This is a genomic window from Nitrospinota bacterium, assembly GCA_016235255.1.
Taxonomy (GTDB): domain Bacteria; phylum Nitrospinota_A; class UBA7883; order UBA7883; family JACRLM01; genus JACRLM01.
Genome location: JACRLM010000050.1, coordinates 1 through 13,469, shown reverse-complemented (window position 1 = coordinate 13,469; position 13,469 = coordinate 1). Strand labels below are relative to the sequence as shown.

Here is a 13,469-nt window from a genome sequence, read left to right as displayed (position 1 = left end):
TCAAGGGCGCGGTGATAAGTCATATGCGGCGTGTCCAGAAATCACCGGACCTGGTGATATCGTACTTCAACGGCGAAACGACGAAATACGCGGCTTGATACATATATAATAATGTCTATATTATTATGAGACGGTTAATATAAGATTAAGGGGGCGCCCCCGCGCCGCACGGCCCTGTTATAGCCGGTTGCCGCCCTTAGTGCCGGAAATGCCTGATCCCCGTGAACACCATCGCCATGCCGTATTCGTCCGCCGCGCCGATCACTTCATCGTCCCGCACAGAGCCACCCGGCTGGATCACCGCCGTGATCCCGGCCTTTCCGGCGGCGTCTATCCCGTCGCGGAAGGGGAAGAACGCGTCGGAGGCCATCACCGAGTCTTTCACGGGACGCTTTGCCTTCGAGACCGCTATCTGCGAGCTGTCCACCCGGCTCATCTGCCCCGCGCCGACGCCTATGGCGCTGTTCTCGTCGGCGTAAATGATGGCGTTGGACTTTACGTGCTTTGCCACCACCCACGCGAATTTGAGCGCGCGCATCTCGGCCTGCGTCGGCTGGCGCTTGGAGACCACCTTCAACATTGTATCGTCATATGTGATGGAGTCCGCGTCCTGGATCAGCGCCCCTCCGCGCACGAACTTGTAATCCACTTCCTCGGACGGTTTCAGAAGCGGCATTTCCATCAGCCGCACGTTCTTTTTCTCCTTTAGCGCCGCCATCGCCTCCGGCTCATATCCCGGCGCGATCACCACTTCGGCGAACAGTTTTGCGATTTCGTCCGCCGTCGCCTTGTCCACCGTCCTGTTGATCGCGATGACGCCGCCGAAGGCGGACACAGGGTCGCACTCCCGGGCGGTGATATACGCCTGTACCAGCGAGGCGTTACGCGCTACGCCGCAGGGGTTTGTGTGCTTTATTATCGCCACGGCCGGTTCGGAAAATTCGCAGGCCAGCTCGTAGGCCGCCGCCAGGTCCACGATATTGTTGAACGAAAGCTCCTTGCCGTGGCGCTGGATTGCGTCGGCGTATCCCCCTTTTGCGGCGGTCACGTTGCGGTAGAACGCGGCGCTCTGGTGCGGATTCTCGCCGTAGCGCATGGGGAGCGTCTTTTCCAGCAGGGTGATCTTGCGTTCCGGGAACTTTTCGTCCGTCCCGGCGATTTTGGAAAGGTGCGCGTTTATCCTGCCGTCATACCAGGCGGTGTGGCCATAGGCCTTTGTGGCCAGTTTGAAGCGCGTCTCCCTTGTCAGCGCCCCTTTGTTCGCCTCCATCTCCGCGAGTATCGCCGGATAGTCCGCCGGGTCCACCACCACCGTCACCGAGTCAAAGTTCTTCGCCGCCGAACGGATCATTGCCGGCCCGCCGATGTCTATGTTCTCGATGGTCTCTTCGAGAGAAACGCCTTCCTTTGCGATGGTCTTCTCGAACGGGTACAGGTTGACGACAACCATGTCTATAGGCTCGATGCCCAGGTCGGCCATCTGTTTTTTGTGGCTCTCCAGGTCTCGCCTGCCGAGGAGGCCGCCGTGGATCTTGGGATGGAGGGTTTTCACGCGCCCGTCAAGGCACTCCGGGAAGCCTGTGAAATCGCTCACTTCGCGCGCTTTGGCGCCAGTGGCGCAGATCGCCTTGAAAGTGCCGCCGGTGGAAAGTATCTCCACCCCGAATTTGGCGAGCCCGCGCGCAAGGTCCTCAAGGCCGCTCTTGTCCGAAACGCTGATCAAAGCCCTTTTGATTGAAGCCATCATTTCCGTCCCAACTAAATTGTCATGCCTAAAAGGAAAAAATGGTATTCTTTTATATTTGACGCGTCAAGAGCGGGTTTAAGGCAAACGGGAAAATCGGACTTAAATGAACGTTGAGACAACCGCCGGGCAGGCGTCCTGGCTGGCTCCTTTCCCAAGGCGTTTTGTGGACGGATCCCTGGCCATACACGCATGGGACGACCTGGAGCCGTATTACGCCAGGCTCTCCACGGCCGAAGCGGCCTCCGAGGGATCGTTCCGCCAATGGCTCTCCAGCTATTCGGAGCTTAAAAGCGTCGCGGACGAATTCGTCACCCGGCGTTATATCGCCATGACATGCCACACGGATGACCCAGCGAAAAAAGAGGCGTACCTTTACTGTGTGCGCGAGCTGGAGCCGAAAATGGCCGAGTGGGAGGACAAGCTCAACCGGCGCTATGGCAAGTTTGCGGACCAGTTCCCGCTGGACAAGGCCGAGTGCGGCCAGATGGACAGGGGCATCCGCGTTTCCGTGGAGCTTTTCGACGAGCGCAACATACCCATCCAGGTGAAATTGTCCGAGCTTTCGCAAAGCTACCAGGAGCTTATCGGAGGGATGACCGTCAATTTCGACGGGGAGGAGCGCACGTTGCCCCAGATGGGGGCGCTTTTGCGGGAGCAGGACAGGGGGCTGCGGGAAAGGGCGTTTTGCGCCACGGCCGAGCGGCGGCTGGCCGAAAAGGAAAAGCTGGAAAACATATTTGACGAGATGCTCCAGCACCGGGCGCAATTCGCCGCAAACCTCGGCCTGCCCACATACCGGGAGTATTGTTTCAAGGCCAAGCTTAGGGACTATACGCCGCATGATTGCGTCACATTCCATGGCGCGATAGAAAAGACCGCCGTCCCGCTCGCGCGCAAGATCATGGAGCGCAGGAAAAAGGAGATGGGGCTTGATAAACTTTGCCCATGGGACACGGCGTGCGATCCGCTGGGCCGCCCTCCGTTAAAACCGTTCGCGCAGACCGAAGAGCTTTTCGGAGGCGTGAAGCGGGTGTTTGACAACATGGACCCGAGGCTTGGCGAAATGTTCGGCTCCATCGGCTTTTCGATGGACCTGGACAGCCGCAAGGGTAAGGCGCCGGGAGGCTATCAGGCATCGCTGGAGGAGGCGCGGATACCTTTCATATTCACAAACGCCGTCGGCCTGCAGGACGATGTGAACACCCTGCTGCACGAAGGGGGGCACTCGTTCCACACACTGATGGGCAGGGACCAGGAATTCGTCTGGAACCGTCACGCTGGCATGGAGTTTTCCGAGGTGGCCTCCATGAGCGTGGAACTTGCCGGGGTGGACAGCCTGACGCCGTTCTATTCGTCCAAAGAGGAGATGGACCGGGCCAAACGCGAACGGCTGGAGGACATCGCGTCCCTATTCCCATGGGTGGCGCAGGTGGACGCTTTCCAGCAGTGGATATACACACATCCGGGGCATACTCCCGGCGAGCGGATGAAAACGTGGCTGGAGCTTTCGGAGAGGTTTTCGGCCGGGGTGGACTGGTCTGGCGCCCCAAAGGGGGCCAGGGAATATCAATGGCACCGCCAGCTCCACATTTTCGAGTTGCCATTCTATTACATCGAATACGCAATCGCCCAGCTTGGGGCGTTGCAGATATATAAACGGTTCAAGGAAGACAAGGCCGCCGCCGTGGACGGATACCTTGCGGCGCTCAAGCTGGGAGGGTCCCGGCCGCCCAAGGACCTTTTCGCCGCCGCAGGGGCGCGTTTTGATTTCTCCGAGGGGCTTTTGGGGGAGCTTATGGACTTTGTGCGCCGGGAATTGGAGCTATGAAAATGAAGACCCTGATTGTTGACGACGAGCTGTTCGGGCGCATCGGGCGCATAATGATGCGCAAACTGCTGTGCGACACCGGAGCATGCGACATGGCGGTGAACGGCATCGAGGCGATGGAAGCGTTCCGCATGGCGTGGGAGGAGAACAGCCCGTATGACCTGGTGTGCCTGGACCTGATGATGCCTGGCATGGACGGGCATGAGACATTAAAGGCCCTGCGCGCATACGAGGAACAGCGCGGCATATTCGGGGAAAAAAGGGCCAAGGTGATAATAATCTCCGCCAAGGAAGACTCCAAAAGCGTGCTCAGTTCCTTCCGGGAAGGATGCGAAGGCTATCTGGTGAAGCCGATAACGAAAAACGCCGTGGACGCCCAGCTAAAAGAACTTGGATTAAAGGATTAAAGGCGTAATAGGGCCATGCGGGAACGAAACGAAATAATAGAAGGGCTAAAGGCCGTCTGCCAGTGCAAGGGGATCAAGAAGGCCCGGTTTAAGCAGATAATATCCGGCGGGGCCAAGGGCCTGGCCGATGTGCAGAAGCAGAGCGGCGCCGGAAGCGGCTCGTGCGGCGGAAAGCGATGCGAGCCGAAGATATTGGAAATGCTCGCCGATGCGCAACAGGCGTTGAACAACGCCATTAAAAACAGGTAATAGCGTTAAAGCTGATGTCCGATGGCAGACCACGCTGACGAAAAGTTCCGCCGCCATTTTGAGCCTCTTTTCGGGCAGATGCTCGCCTCGGCGTGGCGGCTGACCGGGTCCAAAGAAGACGCCGAGGACCTGATACAGGAAACATTCCTGAAGGCATACCGCCACGCGGACAGGTTCGACCCGGCCCAGAGCGCCGGGGCTTGGCTTTTCACCATCATGAAGAACACATTCCTCAACAATTTGCGCGGGCGCAGGGAAGTTGTCCCGTTCGACGCGGCCTTGATGGAGCGGCTGGCCGACGAAGGGGCGGACCGGCCCGGCGATTACGAAGGGGACTGGCTTGGAGTCATGCTCAACGCCCTGCCGCCGGACATGCGGGCCATACTTGTGGCAAGGGAGGTCAACGGCCTTTCATACGAGCAGATCGCGCAGGCCATGGAGATTCCATCCGGCACGGTGAAAAGCAGGATAAGCCGGGCGCGGGAGGCGCTAAAGGAACTATGGCTGAAGAACGCCGGGGAATTGGGAGCGTGAAACGAGGGAACTTTTGCGTCCCCGGCCGTGTAAATATGGCAAGGTGATAATATGGACTGCGGACAGGTAAAAGAACTGATCTGGGAAAGCGTTGACGGTTCCGTGACGGAGCCGGTGACGGCGCATTTGGCGGGGTGCCCGTCGTGCCGGGAGGAGCTTTCCGTGGCGCGGCAGGTAAAGCAACGCTTCGCGGCCCCGGTTCCGTTTGACGCCAACATAGTGAAAGGAAAAGTAATGGACAAAATCCGGAATGAGCGGATTGCCGGGCGGAAAAAAGGCTTCGCATGGCCGGTCGTATGGCCCGTCATGGCCGCGGCGGCGCTATTGATCGCCGTGGTGATGATAAGCCCGGCCCCGGCCCCCGCGCTCAACTTTGACGACCTTTTGGGGGAGCACACCAAGTGCGTCAAGGGGGGCCATCACAAGGGCTTCACCTGCGCCACCCAGATGGCCCTTATGGAAAAGACGATGAGCGGGATGGGGATGGAGCTAAAACCTGTGGAGCCTATGCCGGGGAAGTTTGTGGCGGGTGAAGTTTGCGAAATAAGGGGGATTAAGGCGGCGCACGCCGTGATCCAGACCGAAGGGAAAATCGTGTCGCGCTTTTCCGTGAAAGACCCGGACGGGCGTATCACCCGGCAGTTGGGGACGGTGCAGATGGTCCCCGGACTGTGGAAGCGCCGCGCGGGGGATGAGGACATCGCCGTGATCCAGACCGGGAACGGATATTATGACGTGGTGATAGGCCAGCTCCCTTTTGAAACACTGGTAAAATACGGCGCGGGAAAGTCATGAAAAGACGGTTTGCCGCAGTTGTCGTTTTCACGATAGCCTTCGCCGCGGGGTATTCCGCCGCCCAGTCCCGGGAGGACGCTGCGCGGACCATCCAGGCCAACCTGCTGGCGGCCAAGGAACGGCAGGAGAAACGGCCAACCATGGATCCGGCCCTTTTTTCCGGGGATCCATACGTTGAAAGCGCATACCGCGCCGCCAAGGAATTCCCGGAGGCGCTCGACAAGATGTTCTGCTACTGCTATTGCTCCATAAATCCGGACTTCAAGCACAAAAGCCTGCTCACCTGCTATGTGGACGGGCACGCCGCCAAATGCGGGGTGTGCATGCGCGAAGGGGTCCTTTCAAAGCAGATGACCGCCGAAGGGAAGACCCCCGCCCAGATCGCCAAATACTTCGCCGATTTTTATCAGGACAAGCGGGAGCATTAATTGAAAAGGCGGAGGTGGCGGCAATTTGCGGCCACAAACCCGGGAAATGAAGGCCGGTGATTTGAAGGAACTTGGGAATGGCGGATAATAAAATATCTTTCCTGCCTTCGGAGAGGATAGACCAGTCGATATTGATTGTTCGGGGCCATAAAGCCATCCTCGACAAGGACCTTGCCGAGCTTTACGGCGTCACTACAGGAAACCTGAACAAGGCGGTCAGCCGCAATCTTGACCGTTTTCCCGCCGATTTCATGATTCAGCTTACCTTGGAAGAATTCGATGACTTGAAATTCCATTTTGGAAGATCAAGTTGGGGCGGAACCAGGAAGCCGCCAAGGGCTTTTACGGAACAGGGAGTGGCGATGCTGTCGAGCGTCCTGAAAAGCAAGAAGGCGGCGTATGTGAATATAGAGATCATGCGCGCCTTTGTTAGATTACGGCAGATTCTGGCTTCTAACGCTGATTTGGACCGGAAACTTGCCAACCTTGAAAAGAAATACGACGCGCAATTCAAAGTGGTATTCGACGCAATACGCCAATTGATGAATCCAGCCCTCCCGGCCCGCCCAAAGATCGGATTCAAGCGGGGGATGGAAGGGCAATAGGGGGGCGGGATGCATAAGCCCGGCGATTGCCGGTATTTAATTGTCAATAATCCTCGTTAATAATCATCCTTCCTCAAAATCCCTGGAACAAAACCGGTGGACGGGGTGTATATTCAGCATGATGAATATAAAGAGTGTCCCGTTCGCGCCCCTTATCGCCGCCATGGCCGCCCTGTTTTTTGTCCCCTCGCCATCGCTGGCGCAGGAGGCCGCGTGGGCTCCTCTTATAACCGAGCTTAAGGAAAAATATCCCGATCTGGCCGCCCGGCGAAAGCTTGCAAAGTCCATTGGGGCCGCCGCCGGAGCGAAAATGGCCTGGGACGATCCGATGATCGAGCTTGGCCTGATGGACGCGCCGGTGGACGGCTTTGCGCTCGACCGGGAAGAGATGACCCGCAAGACCATCGGCGTCACACAGAACATCCCAAGCTACGGCAAAAGGCTTTCCGCGCGGAACCTGGCGCGCGCCGAGGAAAAGATGGCCGAGGTGGACGCCGGCGTGATGACGGCGGAGCTTGTGGCGGAGCTTAAAAAAAGCGTTTACGAACTGGCATACGCGCACAAAGCGCTGGGGACGCTAAAGGAGACGGACGTGATCCTCGAGGAGTTCGTCCTTGTCGCCAACGCCAAATACTCCGCGGGAAAAGGATTGCAGACAGACGTGATCAAGGCCCAGGTGGAGCGGACGAGGCTTTCGGAGAAGAGGCTTATACTGGCGGAGCAGGCGGGGCTTGCCAAGGTGATGATAAACCGTCTGCTGGGGAGGGATGAAGCGGCGGATTTCGCAGTTCCGCCGGAGCTCCTCACCGCGCCGGAAGCTTTGGATTTCGAAAAGTCCTGGGTTGCCGCCTCGCAAAACTCGCCGCTGTTAAAACTTGCCGGCGTCAACGTTGATCGAGCCCGGAGCATGCTGGAAAAAGAAAAGGCCGAAAAAGGGCTGGACATGTCTTTCATGGCCGAATACGCCCAGCGGGAGGACAGCCCCATGGAACGGCCGGACCTGTTCTCGGTGAAAGCGTCCATCAGCGTGCCTTTGTGGAGCTCGATAAAGCAGGACAAATATATCGCCGGCGCGCAGCTTGGAGTGGAGGAGGCGCTCGACAGGAAGAACGACATGGAAAAGCGGCTAAGGGCGGAGCTTATGAAATCGGCCTTGAGCGCGAAAAAAGAGGCGGACGTGATAAAACTTTTCAGGACGGCCATACTCCCCCAGGCCACCCAGGCATTCCAGAGCGCCATGGCCGCATACCAGCAGGACAAGGTGGAATTTCTGACCCTTTTGGAGAACGAGAGGATGCTGCTCGAATACGAACTTGAGCTTGAGGAGGCGGTGATGAGGCTTCGTTCCCTGTGCGCGGACGCGGAGGCGATGACCGGGGCCGCAACCACCGCCGGAGGAAAAAATGAGTGACAATACGCCGGACACGGAAGGCGCGGGGAAAGCGTCCCGCCGCCAGAACATGAAGTTCGTTTACACCATCATTTTAAGCCTGGTCATCGGGCTCGGCTATTTCTTGCGCGGCCCGATAGCCGGCATTTTCACCGGATCGAAAAAGAGCGAAGCGCCCGCCACGGCCGGACAGGCCACGCCCAAAAAGGAGCGCAAGATACTTTACTGGTACGATCCGATGCTGGCGGATTTCAAGTCCGGCAAGCCTGGCAAGTCCCCCATGGGGATGGACCTGATACCCAAGTATGAGGACGACGGGGGAGGGGAGGGGATTGTAAAAATAGACCCCGCCGTGGTCCAGACCATCGGCGTGCGGACCGCCGATGTCAAACGTATGGACATCGCCAAGATCATCCGCGCCGCCGGTGTTGTGACGTATGACGAGACCAGGCTCGCCAAAATCCAGGGCAAAGTGTCCGGCTGGATAGAAAAACTTTATTTTAACACCACCGGCCAATGGGTGAGCAGGGACGGGATATTGCTGGAACTGTACAGCCCGGACCTGGTGACGGCGCAGGAGGAGTTCCTGCTGGCGCTAAAATACCGTAACACGTTAAAGGAAGGGGGCGCGGACAAGACCGTGGCCGAAGGGGGCGAACAGCTTTACGAATCGGCCCTGCGGCGGCTTCAACTGCTGGACGTTCCCGCCCACCAGATCGCCGAGCTTTCAGCGGACCGCAAAGTGAAAAAAACGCTGCACATACACTCGCCGGTGAGCGGAGTTATCACTAAAAAGGAGGTCATCCAGGGGATGTTCGTGGAGCCGAACACCATCCTGTACGAAATTGCCGACCTGTCCACGGTGTGGGTGAACGCGGACATATTCGAATATGAAATGTCTTATGTGAAGGTGGGGCAGAAGGCTGTGCTGAGCCTCACGGCATTCCCCGGCAGGGAGTTTACCGGGAAGATAAGCTACGTTTTCCCGTTTTTGGACCCCAAGACCCGCTCGGTGAAGGCGCGGGTGGAGTTCTCCAATCCGAAAGGGGAGATCAAGCCGGACATGTACGGCTCTGTGATGATAGACGCCGGGGTGGCGCGTGACGCGCTGGCCGTGCCTGCCGAGGCGGTGCTAAAGACCGGCGTGCGGGACATGGTGTTCCTGGACAAAGGAGAAGGGAAGTTTGAGCCGCGCGAGGTGAGGGCGGGGATGGCGGGGGACGGGATGACGCAAATCATCTCCGGGCTTGCCGAAGGGGAGAAGGTGGTGGTGTCGGCCCAGTTCCTGATAGATTCGGAGTCCAAACTGCGTGAAGCGGCGGGAAAGATGGGTGGAAACGCCGCGCCCGGCCACGCTGGCCACGAGGGGATGACGCAACCGGCTCCGGTCCCGGATCATAAGGCGCATGAAGCGGTAAGCCGGCCGGCCGCGGAACCGCAGAAGGCTCAATCCGCGCCTCACAAGCATGGCTCCGCCGCCACGGGAGAGGCCCAGCCGGAGAAGGAGCGCAAAATCCTTTACTGGTACGACCCGATGCTGGCCGATTTCAAAAGCGACAAGCCGGGAAAATCCCCCATGGGCATGGAAATGATCCCAAAATACGAGGACGAGGATGACGCCGGGAAAAAGGACCATTCCGGCCACGAAGGGATGGACCACTCCAAACCTGAAGGGACAGATCACACAAACCACGAAGGAATGGACCATTCCACCCATGAGGGTATGGACCATTCAAAAAATAGCGATTCGCCCAAGTGAAGCCATGAGAAACATGAATAATTTCGGTGATGACTTGGTTGGTCAGGCTCGCCATGCCATTCCGCTTTCCCATGGCCGCCCGGGCATGGTTCCCTTTCCCCTCCTTTTTCAAGGAGGGGTGGCGGCGCCAGCCGCCGGGGTGGTAAACGGCGTCCAAACGTATTGCTTTGCTCATCACCCCCTCGGCTCCTCCGGAGCCACTCCCCCTTGCAAAGGGGGAGAAAAAGGATAAAACGAGGCTGCCATGCTAAAGGCCATAATCGAGGCTTCGGGCCGCAACGGATTCCTGGTGATCCTGGCGGCGGTATTGCTGGCGGGCGGCGGGTATTACGCGGCGCGCCATATTCCCCTGGACGCCATACCCGACCTTTCGGACACACAGGTGATCATCTACACCGAGTTTCCGGAGCAGTCGCCCCAGGTGGTGGAGGACCAGGTGACCTATCCTTTGAGCACCGTGATGCTGTCCGCGCCGGGCGCCAAGACCGTGCGGGGCTATTCGTTTTTCGGCGCGAGCATGGTGTACGTTATATTCGAGGACGGCACGGACATATACTGGGCCAGAAGCCGCGTGCTCGAATACCTTAACACGGTGGCCAAAAAACTCCCGGAAGGGGTGAGCCCGACGCTTGGGCCGGACGCCACCGGGGTCGGCTGGGTGTATGAATACGCCCTTGTGGACAAGACCGGCAAGCGCGACCTTTCCCAGCTTCGAGCCATCCAGGACTGGTTTTTACGATACGAGCTTCGCACCGTTGCCGGTGTGTCCGAAGTGGCCTCGGTGGGAGGTTTCGTAAAGCAATACCAGGTCCAGATAGACCCGTCGCGGCTGCAGGCATACAAAATTTCCCTCTCGCGCATCATGGACGCCATCAGGATGAGCAACCGCGATGTTGGCGGTAGCGTCATAGAGATGGCCGAGACGGAATACATGGTGCGCGGCTTCGGCTATATCAAGAACGCCGAGGACCTGCGCAATGTGACCATAGACGTGGGGGAGAGCGGGACCCCCATATTGCTAAAGGACGTGGCCGACGTTGTGATCGGGCCGGAGATACGCCGCGGCGTGACGGAGCTGGACGGGCAGGGGGAGGCAGTCGGCGGGGTCATCGTGATGAGGTTCGGCGAGAACGCGCTGTCCACCATCGACGGTGTGAAAAAGAAGCTGGCAAGCCTGAAATCGTCGCTTCCGGCCGGGGTGGAGATAGTGGAGGCATACGACCGCTCCTCGCTGATCCTGCGGGCGGTGGCGTTTTTGAAGGAAAAGCTCATCGAGGAAAGCGTGGTGGTGGCGCTGGTGTGCGTGGTGTTCCTGATGCACCTGCGCTCGGCGTTCGTGGCGATAATAACGCTGCCGCTCGGCATCCTCATATCGCTGATGGTGATGAACTGGCTGGGCATCAACGCCAACATAATGTCGCTGGGCGGGATAGCAATCGCCATCGGGGCCATGATAGACGCCTCGGTGGTGATGATAGAGAACGCGCATAAGCACCTGGAGCGGGACGAGGGGAAGAAACCGAGGACCGAAATATTGTTGGACGCGGCCAAGGAGGTGGGGCCCGCGCTATTCTTCTCGCTATTGATAATAACGCTGTCGTTCATCCCCGTTTTTACGCTGGAAGCGCAGGAGGGGAGGCTTTTCAAGCCGCTGGCGTTCACGAAGACCTTTGCGATGGCCGCCTCCGCCTTCCTTGCGATAACGCTGGCCCCGGCGCTGATGATATACCTTGTGCGGGGCGATATAGTGCCGGAAAAACAGAATCCGCTGAACAGATGGCTGATAAACGCCGTGCGCCCCATAGTGGCGTGGTCTCTTGACCATAAGGGACTTGTGATCGGGCTTGCGGCGGGGCTTGTGATGCTGTCCATCATCCCGCTAAAGCGGATCGGCGGTGAATTCATGCCGCCGCTGGACGAGGGGGACATACTTTACATGCCCACCACCATGCCCAACATCTCCATCACCAAGGCGCGGGAAATACTCCAGCAGACCGACAGGATCATAAAGACGTTCCCGGAGGTGGAGCGGGTGTTCGGCAAGGCGGGACGCGCCGAGACAGCGACGGACCCGGCCCCGTTGAGCATGGCGGAGACCATAGTGAAACTAAAACCACGCGAACAGTGGCGGCATGGGGTGACCATGGAGTCGCTCATGACCGAGATGGACGAGGCGATAAAATTCCCCGGCATGGCAAACGCCTGGACCATGCCGATAAAGACCCGTGTGGACATGCTCTCCACCGGCATAAAGACCCCCGTGGGGATAAAGGTGGCCGGGCCGGACCTGTATGCGCTTGAGAAGGTGGCCAGGCAGATCGAGGAGACTTTGCGGGGGCTGGAAGGGACCCGCAGCGTGTTCGCCGAAAGGGTGGCGGCCGGCAAGTTCCTTGATTTTGAGATAGACCGGCGGCGGGCCGCGCGCTATGGCCTGAACACGGGGGACGTGCAGGACGTGATATTGAGCGCCATCGGCGGAATGAACGTGACGAACACCGTGGAGGGGCTGGAGCGCTACCCGGTGAACGTGCGGTACGGGCGGGAATTGCGCGACGACGTGGAGAGCCTGGGGCGCGTGCTCATCGCCACACCCGGCGGCCAGCAGATACCCATATCGCAGGTGGCGGACATAAAGCTTTCCGCCGGCCCGCCGGAGATAAGGACGGAAAACGCCCGCCCCAACGCCTGGATATATGTGGACATCACAGGGTCGGACGTGGCCGCGTATGTGGAAAGGGCGAAGGCGGCGGTGGAGAAATCGGTGAAATTGCCGGAAAAGGTCTCCATGACATGGAGCGGGCAGTATGAGTACATGGAACGGGCCAAGGAGCGGCTCAAAGTCGTGGCGCCGGTGACGCTGGCGATAATCTTCGTCCTTTTGTTCCTCAATTTCCGCAACGTCACCGAAAGCCTGCTTGTGATGCTCACCGTGCCGCTGTCGGCGGTTGGGGGGCTGTTCTTCATATGGATGCTCGGCTACAACATGAGCGTTGCGGTTGGCGTGGGCTTCATATCCCTTGCCGGTGTGGCGGCGGAGATAGGGGTGCTGATGCTTATTTTCATAGACCACTCCGTGGAGCGCAGGAAGCGCGAAGGGACGTGGAAAAGCGTGGCGGACGCGCGGGCGGCGGCGCTGGAAGGGGTGTCCGAGCGCATACGGCCCAAGATGATGACCTCCGCGGCGATATTGGGCGGCCTGGCGCCGATAATGTTCGGCGAAGGGACCGGCGCGGAGGTGATGAAACGCATCGCCGCGCCGATGGTGGGGGGGATAATCAGCGTATCGTTCCTGGCGCTCATCGTGCTGCCGGCGATTTACTGCTACATCCTGGAGTGGCGGGTCAAGCGGGGAGAGTGAGGCAAAGACCTTGATCCCGGATAGCCGCTTTCGCGGTTTCCGGTATGACACACCAATAGCTATCCGGGGTGTTGTAGCCCGCCAGGGCGGTCACCCCGGATTCTTCGTGAGCGGATCAGGACGGCGGGGTGGCGCCTCCGGGTCAAACACCCCGCCGAGCGCAAAAAGGGGACCATCGCCGCCAAAGAATCCGCAAATTATCCTGCCCATTTATATTTTCACGGTTTTAATCACTAGTGTCCCAACGTTAGTCGAACAAAAACAGCTGATTGTCTGAAACCGGCTGAAATCCGTTTATGACAGTTTCCGCAAGCAGTTGATCCAACGGGGTTTTCTCGAACATTGTGAGGCTCAGAATCTGTAGAATTT

At 58.7% G+C, this 13,469-nt stretch carries 11 protein-coding genes; 10 read left to right on the top strand and 1 reads right to left on the bottom strand.

Going from position 1 to position 13,469, the window contains the following annotated elements:
• Nucleotides 1-196: 196 nt before the first annotated feature.
• Nucleotides 197-1,744 carry a bifunctional phosphoribosylaminoimidazolecarboxamide formyltransferase/IMP cyclohydrolase gene (purH, locus tag HZB29_06665; GenBank protein MBI5815278.1) on the bottom strand — a complete coding sequence of 516 codons (1,548 nt, stop codon included), beginning with the start codon at nucleotides 1,742-1,744 and terminating at the stop codon, nucleotides 197-199.
• Nucleotides 1,745-1,850: 106 nt separating this feature from the next.
• Here purH and HZB29_06660 point away from each other — a divergent pair, with 106 nt between their 5' ends.
• The 10 genes from HZB29_06660 (at nucleotide 1,851) to HZB29_06615 (ending at nucleotide 13,100) form a co-directional block, all read left to right on the top strand.
• Nucleotides 1,851-3,575 carry a M3 family oligoendopeptidase gene (locus tag HZB29_06660; GenBank protein MBI5815277.1) on the top strand — a complete coding sequence of 575 codons (1,725 nt, stop codon included), beginning with the start codon at nucleotides 1,851-1,853 and terminating at the stop codon, nucleotides 3,573-3,575.
• 2 nt (nucleotides 3,576-3,577) lie between these two features.
• On the top strand, nucleotides 3,578-3,982 hold the full coding sequence (locus tag HZB29_06655; GenBank protein MBI5815276.1) for a response regulator: 405 nt from the start codon (nucleotides 3,578-3,580) through the stop codon (nucleotides 3,980-3,982).
• Between the two features lie 15 nt (nucleotides 3,983-3,997).
• Nucleotides 3,998-4,231, top strand: coding sequence for a (2Fe-2S)-binding protein (locus tag HZB29_06650; protein MBI5815275.1), 234 nt, complete (start codon nucleotides 3,998-4,000; stop codon nucleotides 4,229-4,231).
• A gap of 21 nt (nucleotides 4,232-4,252) precedes the next feature.
• A complete protein-coding gene (locus HZB29_06645) occupies nucleotides 4,253-4,765 on the top strand; it encodes an RNA polymerase sigma factor (GenBank protein ID MBI5815274.1) in 513 nt (170 codons plus the stop codon).
• 51 nt (nucleotides 4,766-4,816) lie between these two features.
• A complete protein-coding gene (locus HZB29_06640) occupies nucleotides 4,817-5,560 on the top strand; it encodes a hypothetical protein (protein MBI5815273.1) in 744 nt (247 codons plus the stop codon).
• Complete coding sequence (locus tag HZB29_06635; protein ID MBI5815272.1) at nucleotides 5,557-5,988, top strand: hypothetical protein; 432 nt, start codon at nucleotides 5,557-5,559, stop codon at nucleotides 5,986-5,988. The genes HZB29_06640 and HZB29_06635 overlap by 4 nt, the downstream gene beginning before the upstream one ends.
• 77 nt (nucleotides 5,989-6,065) lie before the next feature.
• Complete coding sequence (locus HZB29_06630; protein ID MBI5815271.1) at nucleotides 6,066-6,593, top strand: ORF6N domain-containing protein; 528 nt, start codon at nucleotides 6,066-6,068, stop codon at nucleotides 6,591-6,593.
• Nucleotides 6,594-6,711: 118 nt separating this feature from the next.
• Entirely contained in the window at nucleotides 6,712-8,004 is a 1,293-nt protein-coding gene (locus tag HZB29_06625; GenBank protein MBI5815270.1) for a TolC family protein, read from the top strand.
• Nucleotides 7,997-9,742: an efflux RND transporter periplasmic adaptor subunit gene (locus tag HZB29_06620; GenBank protein MBI5815269.1), complete on the top strand. Its 1,746-nt coding sequence runs from the start codon at nucleotides 7,997-7,999 to the stop codon at nucleotides 9,740-9,742. The genes HZB29_06625 and HZB29_06620 overlap by 8 nt, the downstream gene beginning before the upstream one ends.
• 244 nt (nucleotides 9,743-9,986) lie before the next feature.
• On the top strand, nucleotides 9,987-13,100 hold the full coding sequence (locus HZB29_06615; protein MBI5815268.1) for an efflux RND transporter permease subunit: 3,114 nt from the start codon (nucleotides 9,987-9,989) through the stop codon (nucleotides 13,098-13,100).
• Nucleotides 13,101-13,469: the final 369 nt, after the last annotated feature.

Coding starts and splice junctions, on each gene's coding strand:
- HZB29_06615 (MBI5815268.1), top strand. CDS start 9,987: ATGCTAAAGGCCATAATCGAGGCTTCGGGCCGCAACGGATTCCTGGTG.
- HZB29_06640 (MBI5815273.1), top strand. CDS start 4,817: ATGGACTGCGGACAGGTAAAAGAACTGATCTGGGAAAGCGTTGACGGT.
- HZB29_06620 (MBI5815269.1), top strand. CDS start 7,997: ATGAGTGACAATACGCCGGACACGGAAGGCGCGGGGAAAGCGTCCCGC.
- HZB29_06635 (MBI5815272.1), top strand. CDS start 5,557: ATGAAAAGACGGTTTGCCGCAGTTGTCGTTTTCACGATAGCCTTCGCC.
- HZB29_06650 (MBI5815275.1), top strand. CDS start 3,998: ATGCGGGAACGAAACGAAATAATAGAAGGGCTAAAGGCCGTCTGCCAG.
- purH (MBI5815278.1), bottom strand. CDS start 1,744: ATGGCTTCAATCAAAAGGGCTTTGATCAGCGTTTCGGACAAGAGCGGC.
- HZB29_06630 (MBI5815271.1), top strand. CDS start 6,066: ATGGCGGATAATAAAATATCTTTCCTGCCTTCGGAGAGGATAGACCAG.
- HZB29_06625 (MBI5815270.1), top strand. CDS start 6,712: ATGATGAATATAAAGAGTGTCCCGTTCGCGCCCCTTATCGCCGCCATG.
- HZB29_06655 (MBI5815276.1), top strand. CDS start 3,578: ATGAAGACCCTGATTGTTGACGACGAGCTGTTCGGGCGCATCGGGCGC.
- HZB29_06645 (MBI5815274.1), top strand. CDS start 4,253: ATGGCAGACCACGCTGACGAAAAGTTCCGCCGCCATTTTGAGCCTCTT.
- HZB29_06660 (MBI5815277.1), top strand. CDS start 1,851: ATGAACGTTGAGACAACCGCCGGGCAGGCGTCCTGGCTGGCTCCTTTC.